This is a genomic window from Methylobacterium sp. CCH7-A2 (genome assembly GCF_001557075.1).
Classification (GTDB): Bacteria; Pseudomonadota; Alphaproteobacteria; order Rhizobiales; family Beijerinckiaceae; genus Allobosea; species Allobosea massiliensis.
Genome location: NZ_LSKN01000308.1, coordinates 53,813 through 79,067, shown reverse-complemented (window position 1 = coordinate 79,067; position 25,255 = coordinate 53,813). Strand labels below are relative to the sequence as shown.

Below are 25,255 nucleotides of genomic sequence, written 5' to 3'. Positions count from 1 at the left end.
CATTCGCGACGCGACCCGCCGTTGCGGCGCCGCAGGGATGCCCTGTCCCGCATGCGATTTACAGCCTGGATCGTGCTGTTAGGTTGAGTGATTGTTAAACACAGGATCCGCCCGATGACCGCAGCCTCTTCCCCGATCGCTAACCCCAACGATCTCGAGGCCTTCTGGATGCCGTTTACGGCAAACCGGGCCTTCAAGCAGCGGCCGCGCATGATCTCCCGGGCGGAGGGCATGTATTATTACACCCCCGAGGGCAAGCCGGTGATGGACGGCACGGCGGGTCTCTGGTGCTGCAATGCCGGCCACAAGCGCCGGCCGATCATCGAGGCGATCCAGGCCCAGGCCGAGGAACTGGATTTCGCCCCGAACTTCCAGTTCGGCCATCCCAAGGTCTTCGCGGCGGCCGCGCGCATCGCGGCGCTGGCCCCGGGCGATCTCGATCATGTCTTCTTCGCCGGCTCCGGCTCGGAAGCCGCCGACACGGCACTGAAGATCGCGATCGCCTACTGGAACGTCACCGGCAAGGGCTCCAAGACCCGCCTGATCGGGCGCGAGCGCGGCTATCACGGCGTCGGATTCGGCGGCATCTCGGTCGGCGGCATCGTCTCCAACCGCAAGTTCTTCGGCTCGCTGCTGGCGGGCGCCGACCACCTGCCCGCGACCTATGACCGCGAGAAGCAGCGCTTCACCAAGGGCGAGCCGGAGTATGGCGCGCATTTCGCCGACGAACTGGAGCGGATCGTCACGCTGCACGACGCCTCGACCATCGCGGCCGTGATGGTCGAGCCGATGGCGGGCTCGACCGGCGTGCTGCCGCCGCCCAAGGGCTATCTCCAGCGCCTGCGCGAGATCTGCACGAAGCACGGCATTCTGCTGATCTTCGACGAGGTCATCTCCGGCTTCGGGCGGCTCGGCTTCGCCTTCGCGGCCGAGCGCTACGGCGTCGTCCCCGATATGATCACCTTCGCCAAGGGCGTGACCTCGGGCACCGTGCCGATGGGCGGCGTGATCGTGCGCAAGCCGATCTTCGACGCCTTCATGAACGGCCCGGACAACGCGATCGAGCTGTTCCACGGCTACACCTATTCGGGTCACCCGCTGGCGGCGGCGGCCTCGCTGGCGACGCTCGACATCTATCGCGACGAGGGGCTGTTCGAGCGGGCGAAGACTCTGGAGCCGCTCTGGGCCGATGCCATCATGGAGCTGAAGGAAGAGCCCAACGTGCTGGACATCCGCACGCTCGGGCTCGTCGCCGGCATCGACCTCGCCTCGCGGCCGGAGGGCGTCGGCAAGCGCGCCTATGCCGCGATGGAGCATGCGTTCCATGAGGAGGGCCTGATGATCCGCGTCACCGGCGACACCATCGCCCTGACCCCGCCACTGATCGTGACCGAAGACCAGATCGGCGAGATCGTCGAGAAGACGAGGCGCGTGATCAGGGCCGTGGCGGGGTAAGCCAGCGTCAGCACCCTCGCGCTGTCACGTCATGGTCGGGCTTGTCCCGACCATCCACGTCTTCCGTCGGCAAGACCTGTGTTCAAAACGTGGATGCTCGGTACAGGGCCGAGCATGACGCGCAAGGCGTGGTGTCCGTTAGGCTGCCCTACCCCCGCCCCAGTTTCCCATACCGCGCGATCACCCGCTCGCGCTTCAGCCGCGAGAGGCGCTGGAGCCAGAAGATGCCGTCGAGCTGGTCGATCTCGTGCTGGTGGCAGGTGGCGAGGAAGCCTTCGGCCTGCGCCTCATGGGCGGTGCCGTCGAGATCGCGCCAACCCACGCGGATTTTCGCGGGCCGCTCGACCTCTTCGGTAACGCCCGGCATCGAGACGCTGCCTTCGGTGGCGCGGCTCGTCTCCGTCGAGGCCCAGAGGATCTGCGGATTGGCGTAGGTCCGCACCTCGCCGGGCGTCAGCTCCAGCACGACGACCCGCAGTGGCACGCCTATATGAGGCGCGGTGATGCCGACGCCGGGCGCGGCGCGCATCGTCTCCAGCAGATCGGCGGCGAGCTGCCGCAGCTCGCTGTCGAAGCGCTCGACCGGCTCCGCGACCGCGCGCAGGCGCGGATCGGGGAAGCGGAGGATCGGCCGGATCGCCAAGGCCGCCTCAGGCGGCGACTTTGGCCGCCGCTGCGCCGTAATAGCTCTCGCCGGTCTTGGCCATGCGCTTGAGCTGCCGGTTGGGCCTGAAGCGCTCGCCATGCTTCTTCGCCAGGCTCTCGCAGAGCTTCACGAAGGCGGCCGCACCCATATTGTCGATGAAGGAGAGCGTGCCGCCCGAATAGGGCGCGAAGCCGAAGCCGATGATCGAGCCGACATCGGCCTCGCGCGGATCGGTGACGACGCCCTCCTCATAGGTGCGGGCCGCCTCCAGCGCCTGCGTGACCAGAAGGCGGTGCTGCAGCTCCTGCATGTCGACCTGTTCCGGCGCCAGACGCTTGCCGACCAGATCGGCCAGCCCCGGCCAGAGGCGCTTGGGCCCGGCTTCCGGATAGTCGTAGAAGCCCTTGCGGTTCTTGCGGCCGAGACGTCCGTTCTTCTCGACCATGTCGGAGAGCAGCTTCTCCTGCGCTGGATCGACGGCGCCCTCGCCGAGCTGGGCCTTCGTCGCCTTCAGCACCTTGAAGGCGAGATCGACCGCGACCTCGTCATTGAGCGAGAGCGGGCCGACCGGCATGCCGGCCTGCTTGCCGGCCGCCTCGATCATCGCGGGCGGCACGCCCTCCATCAGCATGAGATGGCCTTCGCGCAGATAATTGCCGACGCAGCGATTGGCGTAGAAGCCGCGCGTGTCGTTGACGACGATCGGCGTCTTCTTGATGGCGCGGACGAAGTCGAGCGCCATGGCGAGCGCCTTCTTGCCGGTCTTTTTGGCCATGATGACCTCGACCAGCAGCATCTTCTCGACCGGCGAGAAGAAATGGATGCCGATGAAGTTCTGCGGCCGCAGGGAGTGCGACGCGAGACCGGTAATGGGCAAAGTGGAGGTGTTGGAGCCGAAGATGGTCTTCGGCCCGACGGCGGCTTCGACCTTGGCGATGACCTCGGCCTTGACCTTGGGATCCTCGAAGACGGCCTCGACGACGAGGTCGCAGCCCTTCAGCGCCGCGTAATCGGCGGTCGCGGTGATGCGGGAGAGCAGCGCGTCGCGGTCGGCGGTCTTGGCGCGGCCCTTCATGATCTGGTCGGAGACCAGCTTGTGCGAATAGGCCTTGCCCTTGTCGGCCGCCTCCTGGTCGCGGTCGACCAGCACGACCTCAAGGCCGGCCTGGGCCGTGACATAGGCGATGCCGGCGCCCATGAAGCCGGCGCCGACGACGCCGACCTTCTTCAGCTTGCTCGGCGGGAGATCGGCCGGGCGGCGCGCGCCCTTGTTGAGCTCCTGCATCGAGACGAAGAGCGAGCGGATCATCGAGGCCGCCTCCTTCGTCCGCAGGATCTTGGCGAAGTAGCGGCTCTCGACCTTCAGCCCGAGATCGATCGGCAACTGCAGGCCCTCATAAACCGCGGAGAGGATGGCGCGGGCGGCCGGGTAGTTGTCGTTGGTCTCGCGGCGATAGATCGCGTTGGCGGGCGGCCAGATCTGCATGCCGGCCGGCGAATAAACCTTGTTGGAGGGCAGCTTGAACTTCGGATCGTCCCAAGGCGCCTTCGCCTGCGGGTTGGCCTTGAGCCACTCCTTGGCGTTGGCCACGAGCTGATCGCGCGGGACGACGGCATGAACCAGGCCGGTGTTGCGGGCCGGCAGCGCCTTCACCTGCTCGCCCTTGAACATCATCTGCAGGGCGTCGCCGGTCTGCATCAGCCGGGCGACACGCTGGGTGCCGCCGGCGCCGGGGAAGAGCCCGACCTTGATCTCCGGCAGACCGACGCGGGTCGAGGCATCGTCGGAGACGACGCGATACTGGCAGGCGAGCGCGAGTTCGAAGGCGCCGCCGAGGCAGACGCCGTGAATCGCGGCGGCGAAGGGTTTCCCGCAGGTCTCGAGCTTGCGGTAGAGCAGCGAGAGCTTGCGGCTCTCGTCGAAGAAGGACTGCATCGCGACGGGCTCGCCCTTCTCCTTGGCGAGACGGATGTAGAGGTCGCGCAGGCCCTGCAGCATGGTCAGGTCGGCGCCGCCGGAGAAGGCCTCCTTGCCGGAGGTGATGACGCAGCCCTTGATCGCCTCGGTCGAGGCAACCGTGTCGATGATCTGGTCGATCTCGGCCATCAGCTCGGGCGTGATGACGTTCATCGAGCGGCCCGGCATGTCCCAGGTCGCGGTGGCGATGCCGTCGGAATCGGTCTCGAAGCGGAAATTGGTGAGGTTCATGGCGGCTCTCCTCAAACCCGTTCGATAATGGTGGCGACGCCCATGCCGGCGGCGACGCAGAGCGTCACCAGAGCGGTGTTCTTGTCCGTGCGCTCCAGCTCGTCGAGCACGGTGCCCAGGATCATCGCCCCTGTCGCGCCGAGGGGGTGGCCCATGGCGATGGCGCCGCCATTCACGTTCAGGATGGCATCGTCGATGTCGAAGGCCTGCTGGAAGCGCAGCACGACCGAGGAGAAGGCCTCGTTCAGCTCGAAGAGGTCGATGTCCTTCGTCGTCATGCCGGCCTTGCGCAGCACGAGCTCGGTGACGTCGACCGGGCCGGTCAGCATCAACGCGAGGTCCGAGCCGATGGTGGCGAAGGCGCGGATGCGAGCGCGGGGCTTCAGGCCGGCCGCCTTGCCGCCCTTCTTCGAGCCGACGAGCACAGCGGCGGCGCCATCGACGATGCCCGAGGAGTTGCCGGCGTGGTGGACGTGGTTGACGAACTCGACATCCGGGTGCGCCGCGGTCGCGACCGCGTCGAAGCCGCCCATCTCGCCCATCTGGACGAAGGAGGCCTTCAGCGCGGCGAGCGCCTGCATGTCGGTGCCGGGGCGGATCGTCTCGTCGCGGGCGAGGATGGTCAGCCCGTTGACGTCGGTGACCGGCACGACCGAATTCGCGAAGCGCCCGGCCTCCCAGGCGGCGTGGGCGCGCTTGTGCGAGCGCACGGCATAGGCGTCGACATCGTCACGCGAGAAGCCGTATTTCGTCGCGATCAGATCGGCCGAGATGCCCTGCGGCATGAAGTAGGTGTCGATGGCGACCGAGGGGTCGACCGCGATGCCGAAGCCCGAGGCGCCCATGCCGACGCGGCTCATGCTCTCGACGCCGCCGCCGATCGCCAGTTCCTTCTGGCCCGACATCACCTGTGCCGCAGCGAGGTTCACCGCATCCAGCCCCGAGGCGCAGAAGCGGTTGATTTGGATGCCCGGCACCTCCTTGCCGTAGCCGGCCTTGAGCGCGACCGTGCGGGCGATGTCGGCGCCGGCCTCGCCGACGGGATCGACGCAGCCGAAGACCACGTCCTCGACGAGCTTGGTGTCGAGCTCGTTGCGGTCGCGGAGCGCGCGCAGCGTCGTCGTGCCGAGCTCGATCGCGGTGACCTCGTGCAGCGAGCCGTCGGCCTTGCCCTTGCCGCGCGGCGTGCGGACATGGTCGTAGATGAATGCGTCTGCCATCAGGGGCCTCCCGGGCTGGCCGCAGCGAGGCGGCTCGTTCTCGTGCCGGACGTCATGGTCGGACTTGACCCGACCATCTCGTCATCCAGCGGGGTGTGCAAGGTCTTCGAGAGATGGTCGGGCCAAGCCCGACCATGACGCGCGATGCTCAGAACTGCTCGGCGCTCAGCGCCATCGTCGCATCGGCGCCGCTGGTGATCCGCGCCAGATGCGCCGCCGTCTCGGGCATGCTGCGCTCCATGAAGAAGCGGGCTGTGACGAGCTTGGTGTTCATGCGCTCGGTCGCGCCATTGGCGCCGGCCTTGAGCTTGTCCTGCGCGACCTTGGCCATCTTGGCCCACATGTAGCCGAGCGAGACGAGGCCGAGCAGGTGCATGTAGTCGGTCGCGCCGGCGCCGGCATTGTCCGGCTTGGCGAGCGCGTTGTTCATGAACCACATCGTCGCCTGCTGGAGATGGCCGAGCGAGGCGGCGAGCGGCGCGAGCAGGGGCTTCAGCGCCTCGTCCTCGCCGTTCTCCTTCAGGAAGCCGCCGACCTCGTTGAAGAAGGCCATGATGGCGCGGCCGCCGTCGCGGCCGAGCTTGCGGCCGACGAGGTCCATCGCCTGCACGCCATTGGCGCCCTCGTAGATCATGGCGATGCGGGCATCGCGGACGAACTGCTCCATGCCCCATTCGGCGATGTAGCCATGGCCGCCGAACATCTGCTGGGCCTTCACCGTGTTGTCGAAGCCGACATCGGTGAGCACGCCCTTCAGCACCGGGGTCATCAGGCCGAGTTGGTCGTCGGCGGCCTGCCGCTCGGCGGCGTCGCCCGAACGGTGGGCGATGTCCGATTTCAGCGCGTTCCAGAGCACGAAGGCGCGCGCCGCCTCGTTGAAGGCCTTGATCGACATCAGCGTGCGGCGGACGTCGGGGTGGACGATGATCGGGTCGGCGGCCTTGTCGGGATTCTTGGCGCCGGTCAGCGAGCGGCCCTGGATACGGTCCTTCGCATAGGCGACGGCGTTCTGATAGGCGACCTCGGACTGTGCCAGGCCCTGGATCGCGACGCCGAGACGCGCCTCGTTCATCATCACGAACATGGCGTTGAGGCCCTTGTTCTCGGCCCCGACGAGCCAGCCCTTCGCCCCGTCATAGTTCATGACGCAGGTGGCGTTGCCGTGAATGCCCATCTTGTGCTCGATCGAGCCGCAGGACACGCCATTGTTGGCACCGACCGAGCCGTCCGGGCCGATCTGGTTGCGCGGCACCACGAAGAGCGAGATGCCCTTGGTGCCGGCGGGCGCACCCTCGATGCGGGCGAGCACGAGGTGGATGATGTTCTCGGTGATGTCCTGCTCGCCGGCCGAGATGAAGATCTTGGTGCCGGTGATGGCGTAGGAGCCGTCGCCGTTGGGGACCGCCTTGGTCTTGATCAGGCCGAGATCGGTGCCGCAATGCGGCTCGGTCAGGTTCATCGTGCCCGACCACACGCCCTCGATCATCTTCGGCAGATAGGTGCGCTTCTGCTCGTCCGAGCCGTGGACGTTGAGCGCCGCGATCGCGCCCATGGTCAGGCCCGGATACATGGCGAACGCCATGTTCGCCGAAGAGGCGAACTCGTTCATGACGGCGCCCAGCGTGTAGGGCAGGCCCTGGCCGCCATACTCCGGATCCATGGCGAGGCCGATCCAGCCGCCCTGGGCATAGGCCTCGTGAGCGGCCTTGAAGCCCTTCGGCGTGGTGACGCGGCCGTCGGTGTGGCGGGTGCAGCCCTCCTGGTCGCCGGAATGGTTCAGCGGCTGGAGCACCTCCTCGCAGAGCTTGGCGCCCTCGCCGAGGACCGCCTCGACGACGTCGGGCGTCGCATCGGCGAAGCCCGGCAGGTTGTTGTAGCGCTCGATGGCGAAGACGTCGTTCAGCAGAAACAGGGTGTCTTCGACGGGTGCCTTGTAGACCGGCATGGCGTTCCTCCCTCGCGTCGGCCGGGCGTCTGCGACAGCGACGCTCCGTGATAGTTCACATCTAAACTATCTAGCTACGCTTGGCAAGGAAGCTCGCGCGTTCGTGCTCGCAGGACAAAGGCGGGAGGCCCGGAAAGACGAACGCCCCGGCCGCTGGCCGGGGCGTCGATGACGGGTATCGCTGTTCACAACATCCGGCGGGCGGAGCCGACCGGCGTCGCAAGGCCCAGGGCGGAGCTCAAGCCTTGGCGAAGCGGGCAGCGGACGCTTCCAGCTCGGCGATGGCGTCGTCGATCTCGGATCGCTGAGTCCGCAGCAGCTCGAGCTGCTCGAGGACCTGCTCGCGGCTGAGCTGGAGGCCGCCGACGGAGGCGGCGCCACCCTCGGCGCCCTTCTTGTCCTCATTGGCCAGCATGGCGCGGATCTCGACCAGCGTGAAACCAAGCTGCTTGCCCTTCAGGATCAGGGCGAGGCGGGCGCGATCGCGGCTGGAATAGATGCGCGTCATGCCCGAGCGGGCCGGCGCGATCAGACCGCGTGATTCGTAGAAGCGCAGCGTGCGCAGCGTTACGCCGAAATCGCGGGCGAGATCGCTGATGGTGAAGCCGCCGGAAGCATCGGCGTCGTTCTGAGCGGGATCGGCACGGCCGTTATCGATCGAGGCGGCCGCCAGAGCGGAGCTTTGGCGAGACATCGGGTTCAATCCTTGAATGCGGAAAATAGGTCGCCATGAGAATCAGGCGATCTTGGGATGGCCCCTTCTACGACAAACCCTCTCCTAGCGTCAGGTAATGTGACCCTTACCTGAGGTAAGTTACCGTTAGCCGAAGCCCGGGGCCGGCTTGCGTCCCCTGCCGTTCGGGAAAAATTAACCCTTGGGGTCGGAATCTTAACCCGCTGTTTACCACGTCGACCAAAAGCTCGCGCTTGCAGATCGGCGTCCTGCCTGTGGCAACCTATTCTTCAGGTGTCGACGATCCGCAGGAAGCCGCGGCGTTCAGGGGCCTGCGTCTTCCGGTCTGGTTCGGAAGCCCCGAAGGCGAGCGTCAACATGGCCACCAGCCTGCCCTGGAGCGTCAAGGGCGTCGATCCCCGCACGCGCGATGCCGCCAAGGCCGCCGCTCGGCGCGCCGGAATGACGCTGGGCGAATGGCTGGACCACAAGCTGCGCGAGGAAGCCGCACCCGAGCCGGCCCCGCCACCGGAGCAGCTCGACATCGCCGCCCTCTCCGAACGCCTGGCGCGGCTCTCCCAGGGCCAGATGGATACCGCGCCGCAACCGGCCGCCCCGATCTCCCGAGACGACCCGTCCCGTCGGGACATCGACACGGTCCTCGCCCAGGCGGCGCAGATCGAAAAGCTGACCCGCGAATCGAGCGCCAAGACCGCCGGCGCTCTGGATTCGATCGCCCGTTGGATCGAGACCGCCGAGCAGCGGATGAGCTCGGGCGAGCGCGCTGCCGCCGAGCGTCAGGACCGCGCGACCAGCGTCATCGCCGATGCGATCAAGACCATGGGCGAGCGCCTCGCCGAGATCGAGCGCCGCACGGTCGAGGCCGCGCGTACGCCGGCCCGCAGCGAAGCGGCCCCGCGTCTGGCCTTCAGCCGTGACGGCCTCGCCGCCGCCGTCACTGACATCCGCACCCGCCAGCGCGTGCTGGACGAGGAAGACGGCTCCGCTCTTCGCGCCCCCTCCGCCGCAGCGGAAAGCCGCATCTCCGCCCTGCGGCAGGATCTCCGCGACCTCAGCGCCCGCATTGCGCCGGCGGCAGCCCGCACGGAACGCCCGTTGGCACCGGTCCGCCCGGCCCCGCCCGCCCGCGACCCACAGATCGACCAGATCGAAGGCCGGATCGCGGAGCTCGGCGCCAAGCTCGACCGGCTCGACACGCGCGACCGGCTCGAGCCCATCCTGAAGCCGCTGGCGCGGATCGAATCCGAGGTCGCGCGACTGGCGCATGACCGTTCCGGCGAGAGCTTCCAGCGCTTCGAGCTCGAGATCGCCCATCTCGCTGCCAAGGTCGATGCGCTGACGGCGCGCGGCGGCGACCGCACGATGCTGGTGCCGCTCCAGCGCGACATTGCCGAGCTGCGCGACATTCTGGCCAGCAGCGGCAACGAGGCGCGGCTGGGCGAGCTGTCGCAGCAGGTCGGAGCGCTTTCGCTCGAAATCGGCCGGATGCGCGACAGCCGACCGGACGGTCGCGAGTTGCACGGCCTGACGGCGGCCATCGACGACATCCGCGACGCCATTCTCTCCGACCGCAGCCAGTCCCGTCTCCAGGATCTCGAGCCTCTGGCGGCGCTATCCCGGCAGATCGAGACGCTGGCCGGAAAGCTCGACACGCGCTCCGACCGCCAGATCGAGGACCGGATCGACGCGCTGCAGGCCCGGATCGAGCAGCTGGCCGAGAAGGGCCCCACTGCTGTCACGCGCCAGATCGAGGCGCTGGCCGGGCGCATCGAAAATCTCGCAGCCTCCAGCAGTCTTGCGCATCTCGTCAGCGACGGCCAGCCGGTCCAGGTCACCCAGGTCGACCTGCGCCCGGTCGAGGAGATGCTGCGCAATCTCGCCGAGAAGATCGACGAGGCCGGGCGTCCCGGCGCCGACACCGGCGCCTTCGATGCGCTGGAGCGCCAGATCTCCGGCCTCGCGCAGCGCCTCGACGCCGCTGCTGCGACGCGTTCGGCCGAGACCGGCATGGAGCGCACGCTGCAGGATCTCGTGCTGCATCTTCGCTCGCTGCGCGAGGAAACCACGGAAGCCGCCGAACGCGCCGCCCGCGCCGCTATGTCGGACCATCTCGGCAAGGCGCCGCAGGCCAGCGGCCTGTCGGAGCTGAGCACGCTGCTCTCAGGCCTGCACGCGACGCAAGCCTCGACCGGCCGCGAGACGCAGGACGCCATCGGCGCGGTCCACCAGACGCTCGAGACCATCATCTCCCGGCTCTCCAGCCTCGAGGCGGAGCTGGTCGCGGACCGGCAGGCCGCCGCGGCCGCACCCGCGCAATCGCCGATGCCGCCGCGCGTGGCCGCGGCCGGGCGCGCCGCCGCCAAACCCCCGGCCGCCCCCGCCGGCATCAGCCTGGCGCTGGAGGACCGCATCGCTGCGCCCGAGCGCGCCCCCGCCGCCAAGGCCGAACCGGCCGCCGCCGCGACGGCACAGCTCAATGCGGCGCTGGACGTGCCGCTCGAGCCCGGCTCCGGACGGCCGCGGGCCGAGGCGCCGGCCGGCGCGACTGCCGACGCACAGTCGATTCGCCAGAACCTGATCGCCGCAGCGAGGCGCTCCGCCAAGGCAGCGACGGAGGCCGCCGCCACCGCGCCGGCGGCTGCCCCGGAGACGGCGAAGGGCGGCAACCGCATCAAGGAGATGCTGGAGAAGCGCAAGCGCCCGCTCCTGCTCGGTCTCGCCGCGCTGGTGCTGGCGCTCGGCACCGCGCATCTCGTCAGCGGCGCGCTGAAGGGTCCGCGCACCGCCGCGACCGGCGAAGCCGTCCAGAGCCCGATCGCGCCGCGCGAGGAGGCCCCGGCCCTGCCTCCGCCGGCAAAGGACCAGTCTTCCGCGCTGCAGCCCGGCACCGCCGCGCCGCAGGCGAGCACCCTGGCCGCGATCCCCGCCGGTGCTCCCCCCGCCGCCGAGGTCACCGGCTCGACCACGCAGCCCCCGGCTCCGCCGCTGGCGGCCCCCGTCGCCGCTCCGCCGGCGGCGAATGCCGAGGCGGTGCAGCCCGTGACCGGCCTGGGCGAGTTGCCCCCCGGACTGGGCGGGCCGGGGCTGCGCAAGGCAGCGCTCGATGGCGACGCCCGCGCCGTCTACGAACTCGCCAGCCGCGCCGCCGACGGCCCGGCCGCCACGCGCGATCCGAAGCTCGCCATGCGACTGTTCGAGCGCGCCGCCGTAGCCGGTCTTGCCCCGGCGCAGTTCCGCCTCGGCAACATGTTCGAGAAGGGCATCGGCACAGCGCGCGACCTGTCGCTGGCCCGCGTCTGGTACACGCGCGCCGCCGAGCGCGGCAACGCCAAGGCGATGCACAATCTTGCCGTGCTCCATGCCGAGGGCGTCTCGGGCAAGCCGGATTATGCCTCGGCCACGGACTGGTTCCGCCGCGCGGCCGAGCACGGCGTGCGCGACAGCCAGTACAACCTTGCCGTCCTGCTCGGCCGCGGGCTCGGCGCGCCGACCGACCTCGCCCAGTCCTATCTCTGGTTCGCGGTCGCGGCCAGCCAGGGCGACGACGACGCGACGCGCAAGCGCGACGAGGTCGCCCAGCGCCTGAGCCCGACCGATCTCGCCGCCGCCAAGGCCGAGGCCGCCGCCTGGAAGCCGCGCCAGGCCAGCGCCGCCGCCAACGAGGTGACGCCGCCCGCGCGCGGCTGGGAAGCCGCGCCGACCGCCACGGCGCCGAAGCCGGCCAAGCCCGCCCGCATCTGAGCTCGAGGCGAGCGGCCGGAGGAGCCCACAGGGCGGAACCGTCATGGTTTCGACGCGTTGGCGCGCCATCAGGACGAGGCCGGCTTTCGCCCGCGTCGTCCTCGCCGCATCGGAAACTCCCCTTAACCGGATCGGTGCAGAGTGAGTCCCGGCGGGCGGGGCCGCCAGCAGACGCCCGCGTCGCGTGAGGAGCCGAGGTGCAGATCTATCTCCCGATCGCCGAGCTGCCGATCAGCATCCTCACGGTGCTGGGGCTCAGCGGCGCGGTCGGCTTCGTCTCCGGGCTGTTCGGTGTCGGCGGCGGCTTCCTGCTGACACCGCTGCTGATCTTCCTCGACATTCCTCCCGCGGTCGCAGTCGCCACCGTCGCGGCCCAGGTCGCCGGCTCCTCGACGACCGGCGTGCTGACCTATTGGCGGCGGCGCGCTCTGGATCTGAAGCTCGGCAGCATCCTGGTCGCGGGCGGTATCCTCGGCACGCTGCTCGGCGTGCTGTTCTTCAACTCGATGCGGCGCCTCGGCCAGCTCGAGCTGGTGATCACCCTGTCCTATGTGACGCTGTTCACGATCATCGGCGGGCTGATGCTCTATGACGCGCTGCGCGCCATGTTGCGTGTCCGCGCCGGCAAGCCGGCGCGGCTGAAGCGACGGGCCGGTACCCATCCCTGGTGGATGGGGCTGCCGCTGCGGATGCGCTTTCCGGATTCGCAGCTCTATTGCAGCGTCATCCCGATCGCGACGCTCGCCATCGTGATCGGCTTCATCGGCGCGGTGCTGGGCGTCGGCGGCGGCTTCATTCTCGTCCCGGCTTTGATCTATTTCTTCCGCATCCCCACCGCGATCGTGGTCGGGACGTCGCTGTTCCAGATCCTGGTCACGATGACCGGCGCGACGCTGTTGCATGCGCTGACCAACCAGTCGGTCGACATCGTGCTGGCGATCCTGCTGCTGCTCGGCGGCGTGATCGGCGCACAGTTCGGCGGCCGGGCCGCGCGCAACCTCAACGTCGAATCCTTCCGTCTGCTGCTGGCCTTGCTGATCCTCTCGGTCGGGCTGCGCTTCGCCATCGAGCTGTTCATCCCGCCCAGCGAGCCGTTTTCCGTCGTGATCTCGGAGGGGACGCGATGAGAGCGCTGGCACGCCTCGCGGCGATCCTCGCCCTTCTCGCGGGCAGCCTCGGCTCGGCGCGCGCGGAGTCGCTGATCGCGGCGATGTCGAGCCACCAGATCCTGATCACGTCCAACTACACCGGCAGCCAGCTCACCGTCTTCGGCGTGGTCGAGCGCGACGGCCGCACCGTGGCGCGTGGCGACCCCTACGACATCGTCGTCACAGCGCGGGGGCCGCGGCGGATGCTGCTGGTGCGCGAGAAGGAGCGGCTCGGGCCGATCTGGATCAACCGCACACAGCGGCGCTTCCCCGACAGCTCGCTGTTCCTGACGGTCGCCAGCAACCGGCCGCTGAGCGAGATCATGAGCCCTGAGACGGCGCGGCGCGAGCGTGTGGGGCTCGAAAACGCTCACCGGACGCGCGACGCCGCGCTCGACTTCGATACCACCACCGCCCGTTTCTCCGACGGGCTCCTGCGCATCCTGTCCGAGAAGGGGCTCTACTCGGCGGCTGAGCGGGGCGTGACCTTTCTCTCCAGCACGGTGTTCAGCGCGCCGATCGAGGTGCCGGCGACGGCGCCGACGGGATCCTACGAGATCGAGATCGTGCTCTATGCCGGGGGCGTTCCCCTCGCCCGCCAGACCACCAATTTCGAGGTGGTGAAGAGCGGCATGGAGCAGCGCCTGGCTGCGGGCGCGCATGAACTGCCGCTGGTCTACGGACTCGTCACCGTGCTGATGGCGCTGCTGCTGGGCTGGCTCGCCAGCGTCGTCTTCCGGCGGGACTGAAAGCCCCTCAGCCGATCAGCAGCGCATAGGCGAGGAAGGGCACGATGGTTCCCTCCTCGATCCGCGTCATGTCCTCTTCGAGTTCGACCAGGCCGTCGGTGCGGGTGAGCGAGGTCAGCACGCCGGCTCCGTCCTGCGGGTGCTTACGAGCAATTTGGACGCCATCGGGGCCCGGCTCGAGCGAGACCCGGACATATTCGCGCCGCCCCTCCTTCTTGCGGTAGGCGAAGCCGAGCCGCACCGGCAAAGACAGGGGCGCGACAGGCGCCGTGCCGGCGAGCCGCGCGATCAGGACGCGGGCGACGAAAGCGAAGGTGACGAAGACCGCGACCGGGTTGCCGGGCAGGCCGATGAACGGAACCGTGCCGATGCGCCCCAGCGCGACGGGCCGGCCAGGCTTGATGCCAATGCGCCAGAAAGCGAGCTCGCCGACCTGCTCCAGCGCCGCCTTGACGTGATCCTCCTCGCCGGTCGAAACGCCGCCCGAGGTCAGGACAAGGTCGCAAGAGGCTGCCGCCTCGGCCAGGCGCTGCGCGAGGCCCGCGCGCTCGTCGCGCAGGATGCCGAGATCGACGACCTCCGCGCCGGCGCGCGTCACCATCGCCCGCAGCAGGGCGCGGTTGGCATCGTAGATCGCGGCCGGGGCCAACGGCTGTCCGGGTTCGGTGAGTTCATCGCCCGTCGAGAAGATGGCGACGCGCGGCCTCCGGCGCACCACCACCTCCGTGACGCCCAGCGCCGAGAGCAGTGCGAGATCCTGAGGGCGCAGGCGCTGGCCCGCCGCGGCGGCCAAGGCACCGCGGGCGATGTCCTCTCCGGCCGGTCGGGCATTGGCGCCCGGAGCGAGTCCCGCCGGGAGGAGCACCGCCCCGTCCTCGAGCACGACATCCTCCTGCATGAAGACGGTGTCGGCGCCCGGGGGCATCGGCGCGCCGGTGAAGACACGGATGGCAAGGCCCCGCGCAGTGAAACCGGCCGCGTCGGCACCCGCCGCGACGCGGCCGCCGAGGGGCAGGCGTGTCGTGCCGGAAGGCGCCAGATCGCCGGAGTGGACGGCATAGCCGTCGACGGCCGAGTTCGCGAAAGGCGGCAGATCGAGAGGAGCGAGAACGGTGTCCGCCAGCACGCGACCATCGGCCGCCGCCAACGGGACGGTTTCCGTTCCGCCCACCGGGGCGACAAGCGCCGCGACGCGCTCGCCCGCCTGTTCGAGGGTCATCAGGGCGCCAAAGGCCTCGTCGTCGCGGCTGAGTTGGGCCATGGCGGCGTCACTCCCTCCCGCTGCAGCGCACCAGCGCCTCGGCCAGCGGCAGGGCCTGTGCCAGCACGATCTCCGCCACGGCGGCGATGTCGTCGAGAGCGACAACCGGGCGTCCGGCGTCGGGAAAGGCGGTGTCGCTCGCGACCGCGACGATGCTGTCGTCGCCCGGATGCAGGGGCGGCTTGCCGTTGGCGGCGCGGTGGATCTCGATCTTGGCGTGGCGCTGGCGCTTGAAGCCCTCGACCACCACAAGGTCGACGGGCGACAGTCGCACCAGCAGGTCCGGCAGTTCAGCCTCGGCCTCTCCGCGCAGCTCCCGCATCAAGGCCCAGCGCCGCTCCGACGAGATCAACACCTCGCGCGCGCCGGCCTCGCGATGGGCGTGCGAATCCTTGCCCGGTGTATCGAGATCGAAAGCATGGTGGGCGTGCTTCAGCGTCGAGACGGAGACGCCGCGCCGCCCGAGTTCCGGGATCAGCCGGGTCAGCAGGGTGGTCTTCCCTGCACCGCTCCATCCCGCCAGGCCGATCACACGCATCGAAGAGCTTCACCCCAAAACGAAACCGGGCGCCGAAGCGCCCGGTCGTCATCGGTCAGCCGACCCTGCGGGTCAAGCGGATCATTCGGCCGGCTGGAGCCGGTTGTCGGCGCCGGCGCGGGCCTTCTGCATCTCTTCTTCCACCCAGAGCGAGTGATGCGCCTTGGCCCAGTTCAGGTCGACCTCGCCGGAGCCCATGGCATCGAAGGCACCCTCCATGCCGATCGAGCCGATATAGATGTGGCCCAGCATCAGCGCGATCATCAGCACCGAGACGATCCCGTGCACGACGTTCCAGAACTGGAGGTTGAGCACACCGCCCGCCGAGAAGGGGAAGAGCAGGTAGAAGCCGGACACGGAGAGGGCCGCGCCACCCAGGACCACGCTCCAGAACACGACCTTCTGGCCGGCATTGAAGCGCCGCGCCTCGGGATGACCCTTGCCGATGATGCCGCCGCCGGCCGCAAACCAGCGGATATCCATCGCGTTGGGGATGTTGTCCTTGATCCAGATGACGAACATCAGCGCGATGCCGAGCATGAAGGGCCATGCCAGGAAGTTGTGCGCCCATTTGGCGGCGATCGACAGGTTCGTGAAGGCCTGCGGCCCGATCAGGGGCAGAAGGACCAGTTTGCCGAAGGTGACGTTCAGGCCCGACAGGGCGAGAATGATGAAGCAGCCGGCGGTGAGCCAGTGGATGAAGCGCTCGAAGGCATTGAAGCGCGTGATCGTCTGCCCCGCCGGCCCTGCCTCGGTGCGGATGCGCCCGCGGATCAGGAAGAACGCCGCCAGGACCAGCAGGGTGCCGAGCACCGCGATCACCGCCGTCCGCAGCATGGTGCCCTGGTGGAAGGCGCGCCAGTCACGGCCCGCGGGCCGCTCCAGCGTCGCGGCCTTCTGGTCGGGGATGGAGATGCGGCCCTGGAGTTCGGCCTGGGGGTTGCCCTTGAGGGCATCGAGGAACTGGCGCTCGCGGACGGCGTCGGCCGTCGGATTGACCTGCTGGGCGCCGGCTGGAACGGCGAGAGCGACCGCGAAGGTCAGCAGCAGGCCGGTCACCAGCAGGCGGATATGGGCGCCGAAACGCATGGCTCTGTTCCCTTGCTCCGGCCCTCGTCGCGAGAGGCCGATCTGTCTGAAAGGGGCGCCCCGGCGAAGGGACCGGCAAGGCCGGCTTTCGGTCGAAGCACCTGTCGTGGCCCCTCTTCGCGGGGGCCTCTCTCCGTCTCCAGACGGGACGTCAGATGGCGATGGTTTCCTTGTAGGCCGTCTGCCAGCCCCAGGCGCCCGAGCCGTAACCGCGCTTCACCACCCGCTCCTTGTAGATCTGGGCGATGATCTCGCCGTCGCCGGCCAGCAGAGACTTGGTCGAGCACATCTCGGCGCAGAGCGGCAGCTTGCCCTCGGCGAGGCGGTTCGAGCCGTATTTCTGGAACTCGACCGGCGAGAGATCGGCCTCCGGACCGCCCGAGCAGAAGGTGCACTTGTCCATCTTGCCGCGCGAACCGAAGTTGCCGACCTTCGGATACTGCGGCGCGCCGAAGGGGCAGGCGTAGAAGCAGTAGCCGCAGCCGATGCAGAGGTCCTTGCTGTGCAGCACCACGGCGTCCGCCGTGGTGTAAAAGCAGTCGACCGGGCAGACCGCCGCGCAGGGCGCGTCGGTGCAGTGCATGCAGGCCATCGAGACCGAGCGCTCGCCGGGCTTGCCGTCATTGATGGTGACGACGCGCCGGCGGTTGATGCCCCAGGGCACCTCGTTCTCGTTCTTGCAGGCGGTGACGCAGGCGTTGCACTCGATGCAGCGATCCGCGTCGCAGAGGAATTTCATCCGGGCCATGGTTCAGTTCCCCCTTACGCCGCCGCAATCTGGCAGAGCGTGACCTTGCCTTCGTGCATCGCCGTCACCGGGTCGTAGCCATAGGTGGTGACGATGTTGACGGATTCGCCGAGTACGATCGGGTCCGTTCCCTTCGGATAGTTCCCGCGCTGGTCCTGCCCCTGGTAGAACCCGCCGAAGTGGAAGGGCATGAACGCGACGCCCTTGCCGACGCGCTCGGTGACCAGCGCCTTGACGCGGGCCTTCGAGTTGTTCTCCGGGCCCGACACCCAGACGAAGGCGCCGTCCTTGATGCCGCGCGCGGCCGCATCCGCCGGGTTGATCTCGACGAACATGTCCTGCTGCAGCTCGGCCAACCACTTGTTCGAGCGGGTTTCCTCGCCGCCGCCCTCGTACTCGACGAGACGGCCGGAGGTGAGGACGATCGGGAAGGATTTCGCGATGCCCTTCTCGACCGCCGCCTTCTGGACGGAGGTGTGGAGGTTGGGGATGCGGAGCGTACGCTCGTCCGGACGGGCCGGCCATTTCGCCACGAGGTCGACGCGGGGCGAGTAGATCGGCTCACGGTGAGTCGGCACCGGGTCAGGCAGGTTCCAGGCATTGGCCCGGGCCTTGCCGTTGCCGTAGGGCACGCAGCCATGCTTCAGCGCAACGCGCTGGATGCCGCCGGAGAGGTCGTTCGCCCAGCTCACCGCATCGATGTTGTTGCCACCGATCCAGGTGATGGTCTCGAGCTCCTTGGGCGTCAGATCGGCATCCCAGCCGAGCTTCTTGAGCACGCCCATGGTGAACTCGGGATAGCCGTCCTTGATCTCCGAGTTGAGGGAGTAGGAGCCGTTCTCCGCCAGCAGCGTGTCATTGACCTTGCTGCCGTCGGCGAGCGTGCGCTCGCGGGTGAGGCCGAAGCGGGGACGGAAGGTGCCGCCGCCGTTCCCCGCCTCGAGCGAGGTATTGTAGAGGATGTGGGTACCGGGATGCTTGAGCTCCGGCGTGCCCCAGCACGGCCAGGGCAGGCCGTAATAGTCGTTCTCGACGGGCGAGCCCTGGGCGCCGCGCAGGCTCACGAGATCGAACTTGTCCTGATGCTCCATGTGGAGCTTCAGGCGCTCCGGCGACTGGCCGGTGTAGCCGGTCGACCAGCCGCCGCGGTTGATCTCGCGCAGGATGGACTCAGGCGAGGGCTCGGGGCCGTACTTGCCCTGCACCATCTCGTAGTTCTTGTGCATCTGCTCGGCAAAGCCGAGCTTCTGCGCCAGCTTGTAGATGACGAAATAGTCGCTCGCGGCCTCGAAGATCGGCTCGACGACCTTTTCGCCCCACTGCACCGAACGGTTGGAGCAGGTGCGCGAGCCCGAGCATTCGAACTGCGTGCCGATCGGCAGCAGATAGGTGCCGTTCTTGCGCCCGCCGAGCGAGACGAAGTTCGTCGGGTGCGGGTCGGCGACCACGAGGAGTTCGAGCTTCTCGAGCCCCTTCACCGCGTCGGGCATGCGGGGAATCGTGTTGCCGCCATGGCCCATGACGAACATGGCCTTGAGGTTGTCCATCTGATCGACCTGCTCGGCCGGCAGATTGGCCGCATCGAACCAGCGGGTCGAGGTGTGGCCAGAGGTCTCCATATTGGCCTTGCGCGTCCGCGCCGGCCGGCCGCCCTTGGCCGGAACCTCGTCGAAGCGGGTGACGAAGTAGTCGTAGGGCACGTCCCAGACGCGCGCCCAGTGGCGCCAGGCGCCCTCGACCAGCCCGTAGTAGCAAGGCAGGTTCGAGATATCGAGGCCGAAGTCGGTCGCGCCCTGCACGTTGCAGTGGCCGCGGAAGATGTTGGCGCCATTACCCATGCCGCCAACGTTGCCGGTGGCGAGGAGCAGGTTGCAGATGGCACGGACGTTGGCGGTGCCGACCGAGTGCTGGGTCACGCCCATGCACCAGATGAAGGTGGCGGGCTTGACCTTGGCAAAGGTTTCGGCGGCACGCTTGAGCTGCGCCTCAGGCACGCCGGTGATGTCCTCGACCGTCTTGGGGTCGTATTTCTCGACCTCCTTGCGGACGTCATCCATGCCGTGCACGCGGGCGGCGAGGAATTCCTTATCTTCCCAGCCGTTCTTGAAGATGTGCCACATCATGCCCCAGATCACCGCGATATCGGTGCCCGAGCGGATGCGGATGTAGTCCGTCGCATGGGCCGCGGTGCGGGTCAGACGCGGATCGAAGACGATGACGTTGGCGCGGTTCTGCTCCTTGCCGACGAGGATGTGCTGCATCGAGACCGGATGCGCCTCGGCCGCGTTCGACCCCATGAACATGATCGTCTTGGAGTTGCGGATGTCGTTGTAGGAGTTCGTCATCGCGCCGTAGCCCCAGGTGTTGGCAACACCCGCGACCGTGGTGGAGTGACAGATGCGCGCCTGGTGGTCGACGTTGTTCGTGCCCCAGAAGGCGGCGAACTTACGGAACAGATAGGCGCCCTCGTTCGAGAACTTGGCCGAGCCGAGCAGATAGACGGAGTCGGCGCCGGACTTGGCCCGGATCTCCATCATCTTGTCGCCGATCTCATTGATCGCGACGTCCCAGGAGATGCGCTGCCACTGGCCGTTGACCAGCTTCATCGGATACTTGATGCGGCGGTCGCCATGGACCAGTTCGCGCACGGACGCGCCCTTGGCGCAGTGCGAGCCGCGGTTGATCGGGCTCTCCCAGGCCGGCTCCTGGCCGACCCAGACGCCGTTGGCGACCTCGGCCTTGACGGTGCAGCCCACCGAGCAGTGCGTGCAGATGTTCTTGACGACCTTGGTGCCGGTCGCCGGGCCGAGGCCGGCGGCCTCGGCCTTGCGGACGGACCCGATCTGAAGGGCGCCGGCGGCGGCGATGCCGCCCGCGACGAGACCCGAACGGCGCAGGAAGGCGCGGCGGTCCATGACGCCGGACGACAGGCCGGCGATCGCGGACTGGAGCCGGCCGCGCTGGACGTCGGCGGATTTACGCTTGATCAGCATGGTGCGGCGCCTCTCAGTAACGGTTGACGCGGTAGAAGTCCTTGACGTGCTCCGACTCGCGGTAGCGCGCCTTGGTCTCCTCCTTGCCCGGATCGACGGCCGCGGCCGGCGTCACCATCGCCGGCGTCGCCGCCAGCGTGGCACCCGCGCCCAGCGCCTTGAAGAAGCTGCGGCGATCGACGGCCGGTTTTCCGGTTTCTTTGCTGTTCGACATCGTCGTCTCCCACGCGTCGGGTTGAGCGTTTTGTGTGTTGCCGGTCATGCGGGCAGCCCCGCAGCCTGCGTTTCGATGGACAGGAACAGGCTGCCGAGCCGCCCCACCGCCTTGTAGAATTTCGCGGCCTTCGCGATCTCGAGATCGGCAAAGAAGCGCTCGCCCCAGGGCTGGATGTGCCGGGCGTAGAAGCGATCCGCGTCGATGCCGTCGGCGGCGACCTCGCCGCGCAGCAGCTTCGCCATGATGTCGAGCAGCACGGCGATGTGGTCTTCCGGCTCGCCCGCACGCGCATCGCGGGCCAGGCCGAGGGCGCCCATGTCCTCGCGCACCAGCGCCAGCGGGCGCTCATGCAGGAAGCCGGTCAGGTAATAGGACGCGTACGGGAGCAATTCTCCGCGGCCGACGCCGATGAAGAGTTCGAAGAACTCATCGCGCAGGCTTTCGGGCGTCGCCTCGTCGGCGGCTTCCGCCAAAGCGAGATGCGCCATGCCGAAGGGCGAGGCGTCGCCCTGCAGGCTGCGGAGGACCTCAAGCGTCTCGGTCGTCGGGGCCCGCCACAACAGAGCGCCGATCAGTTCGCACTCTTGCGCCCGCGCGGCATCGATCTCGTCGATCGGTTGCGTCAGCGTGATTTCGGAGTGGACTGGGGCTGTGGCCTCCGGCTGGGGATAGAGGTCGGGCCGCAGCTCGGTACGCGGAATGCCCGTCGTCGCCTCGACGGACAGCACACGGTCGGCCGGCACGCGCTTCCAGCTCGAGATCGCCGGCTGCGAAATGCCGAGACTGCGCGCCAGAGCCCGGACGCCGCCGACGCTTCCGATCGCTTTTTCCAGTGCCGGGTCGCGCATTTGACTCAGATCAATGTCCTTTGGGCGGGGCGGCTCGACAATTGGCCGCCCGAGTTGCCGTGATAACGGCAGGTTATTGCCCAAAAATAAAACGATTCCAATCTCTTTTCAGATTGGAATTGCGCCACCTCCACGCTTGCGCACACGCACGGAGACCGGCTCGCGCGGGGCCTCTTGCTGCATTGCAGCATCAAGATCTAATGGCGTCGAAGCGCGCGCCCGCGGCGGATTTGGGCGGTTTTCCGGACCTCCCGTGAGGCGCAGCGGGGCAGGCTCTTTGTCCGCAGACTCGCCTTCCCGCACCGCAGCATCGATGCTCTCCGCCTTGTCCTTAGACGAAAGGGGATGCGACATCCCGTCGCCGGGTGCCTCTTCGGTGACCAGGGTGGCTGCCGTTGGGGCAGGCTGCTCGCCGAAGATGCCGCGGACCAACTCGGCGATGTCGTCTGATTCCGTCAGCGGGCCATATCCCGGCGCCCCGCCAGGCGTGTTCCAGTCGAGCGCATAGTCGCGGGCGGGGTTCTCGAAATTGGCGATGGCCGGATCGTTCTCCCAGGCGCGCCGCATGGCGGCGAGCTTCCACGTCTCCGGCACGTTCTGCTTCAGCCACGAGGCCAGGTCGAAGTCCTTGTCGATCAGATCGAGCGACGGGGGCTCGATCATCTCGACCTCAGGCTCGGGCGCTTCGGTCGCGGCCGGCGCAGCGCTCTCGCTTGCCGGGGCGGCAGGGAGCGATGCCGGCTGCTCCTCAGGCTCACCCTCGCGCTTGCGGCGCGACCAGCGGCTGAGGAATCCCTCGTCTGACGGCGTGCGCGTGCTCATGCTGCGCCCCCGGGCCCGCTTTCGCGCCGACGCAGGCCCGGCTCGGACCGGGGTGCCGGCCCCTTGCGCGGGTCATGCTCGCTGCGCTTGCGCTTGATGAATTCGCGCTCGACATGGTGCGCCTCGAAGAAGGCGAGCACCGCCTCGGCGATGGCGAGCGGCATCGGCAGCGCCTCGACGATATCGCCGACATTCTCACAATAGACCTCGCCCTCGAAGGGGTCGGCGGTCACGCCGACGAACTCGATCTCGGGCTCTATTCCGGTCGGGCGGATCGCGACCCAGAGCTTGGCGCGGCCCGCCTGGAAATTCTCGCGGAAATGGGCGGTGTCGACCGAATGCAGCGTCAACGTCGCCGGGCCGAGATAGAATTGGCGACGGCCCCGCTCGTCCGGCAGCTCGGTCCAAGGCGCAAGCGGCGGCGGCTCCGGCAGCACGGCCAGCGGCGCCCAGGCGTGGTCCGCCCAGGGCGAGTCGATGGCGCGTCGTTCGACGACGATCCCGACCTCGATATGCTGCTGCGTCATCGCGGACTCCTCAGTTCGCCATTTCGCGCCGGGCGAGCGGCAGGCCGGCGACGAGGTTCTGCGGCTTCAGCCGCAGCAGATTGTCACCCGACATGGCCATGATGAGATAGATGGGCTTGCCCTTCGCCGCCGGCAGGACCGGGACGTCGGCGGGCAGCGTCAGGGTGAACAGGGCGAGCACGCGCGCCATCTCGGCCGCGGCGACGGTCTTCCCCTGCCAGAGCGCATTGCCGACGGCGGTGGCCTCTGCGTCGAGCCCGACGAACCAGCGCCAGTCCGCATCCGTCACCGTCTCCAGCGGTTCGATGGCGACGTCGAAACCATGGATCTGGCGGATCCAGTGGCGCAAGGCCTGGCCAAGCGCCGCCCGGCCGGACGGCGACCCGCCGAGATCCAGCACCATGTCGAACCCGTCCGAGCGCTGCCAATAACGATCGGCATTCGCCGGCTTGAGGATGTCGAGTTCGGTCGCCGCCGGTCCGCCCAGCATCGCGAGCAGCGGCGAGGCGTGCCGGTCGGCCTCGTGGCCCTCGATCATCTCGGCATCGGCGAGCAGGATCGTATTTTCGTGGAACGTCACGCGCTGCGGGCGGAACAGGCATTCGGCCGCGCGGGTGACGAAGGGATCGTCAGCCTCGTCGAGCGCCGCGCGCATGATGACGTGAACCAGCTGGTCGAGGAAGAGCGGCGGGATCCCGCTCACGCCCTCGCGGATGATGCCGGCATAGGCCGCCTCGAGCGTCGGTGCGGCCAGCAGCCGGTCGCGCCAGCCGAGCATGAAGCGCCAGTTCTCGCGTGCGTCCTCGTCGGCGATGGCCGCAATCGCGCTCGCCGGCACCTCCGCCTGAGGCGTCTCCATCAGCCTTGCATGCAGCGCACGCTCGGCCTCGCAGGCCTCCGCCGGCGGCAGCAGTTCCGGCCGGGCGAGATAGGCCTTGATGAAGTCGTCGGTCACGCGCAGCCCGCCGCCGGGTTCGCGGTCCAGCAGGAGATGGCCGGAGCTGGCCCAGAAATGCGTCATGTCAGCCTGGTCTTTTCGAGATTGAGGAGGTCGACATGCTCGACCGGCCCGTCCTCCTCGCCCGCCACCTCGAGGAATTCGAAGGCGCGGAAGCCTTCGCTCTGGCTGGCATCGCGCGGCGTCAGGGTGCGGAAGCGCTCGCGAATCTCGCCGTCTTCAATCGTCCGGTGCAAAGCGAGCAGGGTCTGAGGGGGATGATCGCAGAGGGTGGCGGCAAAAGCGACCTCCTCGGCGGCGGCCGCGCGCGCCGTCGCGAGATCGGGTGCGCCGAGCTTGTCGACGAGATGACCGGCGAGGCTTTCGACCGCCGCCTCGAGCTCGGGCTCGCTCGCCTCCGTCACCACGGCGAGCGTGCTCCAGCCGAAGCTCGCCACGCCGAGGAAGCCGGAGCGGAAGGCGGCCTTGCCCTTGGCGTCGAGCGCGGAGGGATCGGTGCCGCCGAACAGGAAGGACCCGGTCACGAGCCAGTCGCCCGGCTCGGCCGCCCTCCGGAAGACGAAGGTGTCGGACGGGTCGAGCCGGATGGCGCGAGGCAGCTTCAGCCCCTTCACAGCTTCGGCCCGCCGCTCTCGCGGTCCAGCCAGTCGACCCGGGCCAGCGCCTCGACCAGGCTGCGGCGCTCGGTACCGGCCTGGGTGGTCGCGACGAGATCGCCGTTGGGCTCGATGCCGTGGCGCGTGCCGACGACCTTGTCGAGCCGGTCGAGCCAGCGCAGCGCGGCAGCCTTGGGCCCGGCGCTCTGCCAGCGGGTGACGGCCAGCATGAGATGGCGGGCGAAGGCCTCGATCAGATCGACGGCGTCGATCTCCTCGAAGCCCTCCTCGGCCATCCCGACACCGACCTGCCCGATCGCGAAGGGCGTCATCGTGGTGGCCCGCAGCATGGCGCCGAAGACGACCCAATCCGGCACCTCATCCTCGCCGCAGTTCTGCGGCCAGGCGAGCCGGCCGCCGCCGATCAGGCCGAGATCGTAGATCAGCGCATCGGGCCAGCGGAACAGAATCGGCCGCTCGGGCGGGCTGTAGACCGCAAGCGCGTCGGCCAGCGCCGTCATCGCGAGGTAATGCGCCAGCCGCGCCTCGCGCAGCGGATTATCGGGTTCGAGCACGACGGCAAATTCGATGACGTCGAAGCGCCGGGTCCAGACCAGCGTCGCCGCGCCCGCCTCGGCCGCGATCGAACAGGCATGGGCGAAGGCGTCGCCCGATTCCCGCAGCGCCACCAGCGAGAATCCCGGCGGCAGGACCGGCTCGCGGCGCAGATCGTCCGTACGCAGGGCGCTGGCTGCCATGATCGGGCTTCCTCCGAGACTGCGACGAAACACGCCGGCTTCGTTTCTTTTGAACCGCTCCAATTCCATATAAGCATGGTTTATCGCAAGAGA

General features: G+C 68.5%; 21 protein-coding genes. 4 read left to right on the top strand and 17 right to left on the bottom strand.

The features are described 5' to 3' along the window. Positions 1 to 114: 114 nt before the first annotated feature. Positions 115 to 1,455 (top strand): aspartate aminotransferase family protein, encoded by a 1,341-nt coding sequence (locus AX750_RS24020; RefSeq protein ID WP_066720949.1) that lies wholly within the window; start codon positions 115 to 117, stop codon positions 1,453 to 1,455. Between the two features lie 148 nt (positions 1,456 to 1,603). On the opposite strand, the gene AX750_RS24015 is transcribed toward AX750_RS24020, so the two are convergent. The 5 genes from AX750_RS24015 to AX750_RS23995 all read right to left on the bottom strand — a co-directional run bounded on the left by AX750_RS24015 (position 1,604) and on the right by AX750_RS23995 (position 8,169). Then, a complete protein-coding gene (locus tag AX750_RS24015) occupies positions 1,604 to 2,098 on the bottom strand; it encodes a peptide deformylase (protein WP_066720946.1) in 495 nt (164 codons plus the stop codon). A 7-nt stretch (positions 2,099 to 2,105) separates the two neighbouring features. After that, entirely contained in the window at positions 2,106 to 4,310 is a 2,205-nt protein-coding gene (locus AX750_RS24010; protein WP_066720944.1) for an FAD-dependent oxidoreductase, read from the bottom strand. Positions 4,311 to 4,321: 11 nt separating this feature from the next. Next, positions 4,322 to 5,530: an acetyl-CoA C-acetyltransferase gene (locus AX750_RS24005; protein ID WP_066720942.1), complete on the bottom strand. Its 1,209-nt coding sequence runs from the start codon at positions 5,528 to 5,530 to the stop codon at positions 4,322 to 4,324. Between the two features lie 148 nt (positions 5,531 to 5,678). Next, the gene (locus tag AX750_RS24000; protein WP_066720940.1) at positions 5,679 to 7,475 is read right to left on the bottom strand and encodes an acyl-CoA dehydrogenase C-terminal domain-containing protein; all 1,797 of its coding nucleotides are present in this window, start codon (positions 7,473 to 7,475) and stop codon (positions 5,679 to 5,681) included. A gap of 238 nt (positions 7,476 to 7,713) precedes the next feature. Next, complete coding sequence (locus AX750_RS23995) at positions 7,714 to 8,169, bottom strand: MerR family DNA-binding transcriptional regulator (RefSeq protein WP_066720938.1); 456 nt, start codon at positions 8,167 to 8,169, stop codon at positions 7,714 to 7,716. Between the two features lie 357 nt (positions 8,170 to 8,526). Between AX750_RS23995 and AX750_RS23990 the strand changes: the two genes are divergently transcribed. The 3 genes from AX750_RS23990 to AX750_RS23980 all read left to right on the top strand — a co-directional run bounded on the left by AX750_RS23990 (position 8,527) and on the right by AX750_RS23980 (position 13,807). Further along, complete coding sequence (locus tag AX750_RS23990) at positions 8,527 to 11,910, top strand: SEL1-like repeat protein (protein ID WP_067255129.1); 3,384 nt, start codon at positions 8,527 to 8,529, stop codon at positions 11,908 to 11,910. 197 nt (positions 11,911 to 12,107) lie between these two features. After that, positions 12,108 to 13,037, top strand: coding sequence for a sulfite exporter TauE/SafE family protein (locus tag AX750_RS23985; protein ID WP_066723753.1), 930 nt, complete (start codon positions 12,108 to 12,110; stop codon positions 13,035 to 13,037). Beyond that, positions 13,034 to 13,807, top strand: coding sequence for a TIGR02186 family protein (locus tag AX750_RS23980; RefSeq protein ID WP_066723765.1), 774 nt, complete (start codon positions 13,034 to 13,036; stop codon positions 13,805 to 13,807). Before AX750_RS23985 ends, AX750_RS23980 begins: the two co-directional genes overlap by 4 nt. Positions 13,808 to 13,814: 7 nt before the next feature. On the opposite strand, the gene glp is transcribed toward AX750_RS23980, so the two are convergent. From glp to AX750_RS23920, 12 genes are all read right to left on the bottom strand, one after another. Further along, positions 13,815 to 15,068, bottom strand: a complete 1,254-nt coding sequence (glp, locus tag AX750_RS23975; protein WP_066723768.1) for a gephyrin-like molybdotransferase Glp — start codon at positions 15,066 to 15,068, stop codon at positions 13,815 to 13,817. A 7-nt stretch (positions 15,069 to 15,075) separates the two neighbouring features. Beyond that, the gene (mobB, locus tag AX750_RS23970) at positions 15,076 to 15,606 is read right to left on the bottom strand and encodes a molybdopterin-guanine dinucleotide biosynthesis protein B (RefSeq protein WP_066723770.1); all 531 of its coding nucleotides are present in this window, start codon (positions 15,604 to 15,606) and stop codon (positions 15,076 to 15,078) included. Between the two features lie 81 nt (positions 15,607 to 15,687). Further along, complete coding sequence (locus AX750_RS23965) at positions 15,688 to 16,695, bottom strand: formate dehydrogenase subunit gamma (RefSeq protein ID WP_066723773.1); 1,008 nt, start codon at positions 16,693 to 16,695, stop codon at positions 15,688 to 15,690. A 151-nt stretch (positions 16,696 to 16,846) separates the two neighbouring features. Then, complete coding sequence (fdh3B, locus tag AX750_RS23960) at positions 16,847 to 17,443, bottom strand: formate dehydrogenase FDH3 subunit beta (protein ID WP_066723776.1); 597 nt, start codon at positions 17,441 to 17,443, stop codon at positions 16,847 to 16,849. 14 nt (positions 17,444 to 17,457) lie between these two features. Next, on the bottom strand, positions 17,458 to 20,436 hold the full coding sequence (locus AX750_RS23955) for a formate dehydrogenase subunit alpha (RefSeq protein WP_066723778.1): 2,979 nt from the start codon (positions 20,434 to 20,436) through the stop codon (positions 17,458 to 17,460). A gap of 13 nt (positions 20,437 to 20,449) precedes the next feature. Then, positions 20,450 to 20,650 carry a hypothetical protein gene (locus tag AX750_RS23950; RefSeq protein ID WP_066723781.1) on the bottom strand — a complete coding sequence of 67 codons (201 nt, stop codon included), beginning with the start codon at positions 20,648 to 20,650 and terminating at the stop codon, positions 20,450 to 20,452. A 44-nt stretch (positions 20,651 to 20,694) separates the two neighbouring features. Then, complete coding sequence (locus tag AX750_RS23945; protein WP_066723784.1) at positions 20,695 to 21,501, bottom strand: Cro/CI family transcriptional regulator; 807 nt, start codon at positions 21,499 to 21,501, stop codon at positions 20,695 to 20,697. 108 nt (positions 21,502 to 21,609) lie between these two features. Then, positions 21,610 to 22,323: a DUF3306 domain-containing protein gene (locus AX750_RS23940; protein WP_066723787.1), complete on the bottom strand. Its 714-nt coding sequence runs from the start codon at positions 22,321 to 22,323 to the stop codon at positions 21,610 to 21,612. Next, complete coding sequence (locus tag AX750_RS23935; protein WP_066723789.1) at positions 22,320 to 22,850, bottom strand: DUF3305 domain-containing protein; 531 nt, start codon at positions 22,848 to 22,850, stop codon at positions 22,320 to 22,322. Before AX750_RS23935 ends, AX750_RS23940 begins: the two co-directional genes overlap by 4 nt. A 10-nt stretch (positions 22,851 to 22,860) precedes the next feature. Then, a complete protein-coding gene (locus AX750_RS23930; protein ID WP_066723797.1) occupies positions 22,861 to 23,871 on the bottom strand; it encodes a DUF6352 family protein in 1,011 nt (336 codons plus the stop codon). Continuing rightward, the gene (locus AX750_RS23925; protein ID WP_156446623.1) at positions 23,868 to 24,422 is read right to left on the bottom strand and encodes a DUF6505 family protein; all 555 of its coding nucleotides are present in this window, start codon (positions 24,420 to 24,422) and stop codon (positions 23,868 to 23,870) included. Before AX750_RS23925 ends, AX750_RS23930 begins: the two co-directional genes overlap by 4 nt. Further along, the gene (locus AX750_RS23920) at positions 24,419 to 25,162 is read right to left on the bottom strand and encodes a biotin/lipoate--protein ligase family protein (protein WP_066723802.1); all 744 of its coding nucleotides are present in this window, start codon (positions 25,160 to 25,162) and stop codon (positions 24,419 to 24,421) included. The genes AX750_RS23925 and AX750_RS23920 overlap by 4 nt, the downstream gene beginning before the upstream one ends. Positions 25,163 to 25,255: the final 93 nt, after the last annotated feature.

Coding starts and splice junctions, on each gene's coding strand:
- AX750_RS24005 (WP_066720942.1), bottom strand. CDS start 5,530: ATGGCAGACGCATTCATCTACGACCATGTCCGCACGCCGCGCGGCAAG.
- mobB (WP_066723770.1), bottom strand. CDS start 15,606: ATGCGTGTGATCGGCCTGGCGGGATGGAGCGGTGCAGGGAAGACCACC.
- AX750_RS23965 (WP_066723773.1), bottom strand. CDS start 16,695: ATGCGTTTCGGCGCCCATATCCGCCTGCTGGTGACCGGCCTGCTGCTG.
- fdh3B (WP_066723776.1), bottom strand. CDS start 17,443: ATGGCCCGGATGAAATTCCTCTGCGACGCGGATCGCTGCATCGAGTGC.
- AX750_RS23980 (WP_066723765.1), top strand. CDS start 13,034: ATGAGAGCGCTGGCACGCCTCGCGGCGATCCTCGCCCTTCTCGCGGGC.
- glp (WP_066723768.1), bottom strand. CDS start 15,068: ATGGCCCAACTCAGCCGCGACGACGAGGCCTTTGGCGCCCTGATGACC.
- AX750_RS23920 (WP_066723802.1), bottom strand. CDS start 25,162: ATGGCAGCCAGCGCCCTGCGTACGGACGATCTGCGCCGCGAGCCGGTC.
- AX750_RS23930 (WP_066723797.1), bottom strand. CDS start 23,871: ATGACGCATTTCTGGGCCAGCTCCGGCCATCTCCTGCTGGACCGCGAA.
- AX750_RS24010 (WP_066720944.1), bottom strand. CDS start 4,310: ATGAACCTCACCAATTTCCGCTTCGAGACCGATTCCGACGGCATCGCC.
- AX750_RS23955 (WP_066723778.1), bottom strand. CDS start 20,436: ATGCTGATCAAGCGTAAATCCGCCGACGTCCAGCGCGGCCGGCTCCAG.
- AX750_RS24000 (WP_066720940.1), bottom strand. CDS start 7,475: ATGCCGGTCTACAAGGCACCCGTCGAAGACACCCTGTTTCTGCTGAAC.
- AX750_RS23950 (WP_066723781.1), bottom strand. CDS start 20,650: ATGTCGAACAGCAAAGAAACCGGAAAACCGGCCGTCGATCGCCGCAGC.
- AX750_RS23945 (WP_066723784.1), bottom strand. CDS start 21,501: ATGCGCGACCCGGCACTGGAAAAAGCGATCGGAAGCGTCGGCGGCGTC.
- AX750_RS24020 (WP_066720949.1), top strand. CDS start 115: ATGACCGCAGCCTCTTCCCCGATCGCTAACCCCAACGATCTCGAGGCC.
- AX750_RS23935 (WP_066723789.1), bottom strand. CDS start 22,850: ATGACGCAGCAGCATATCGAGGTCGGGATCGTCGTCGAACGACGCGCC.
- AX750_RS23995 (WP_066720938.1), bottom strand. CDS start 8,169: ATGTCTCGCCAAAGCTCCGCTCTGGCGGCCGCCTCGATCGATAACGGC.
- AX750_RS23940 (WP_066723787.1), bottom strand. CDS start 22,323: ATGAGCACGCGCACGCCGTCAGACGAGGGATTCCTCAGCCGCTGGTCG.
- AX750_RS23990 (WP_067255129.1), top strand. CDS start 8,527: ATGGCCACCAGCCTGCCCTGGAGCGTCAAGGGCGTCGATCCCCGCACG.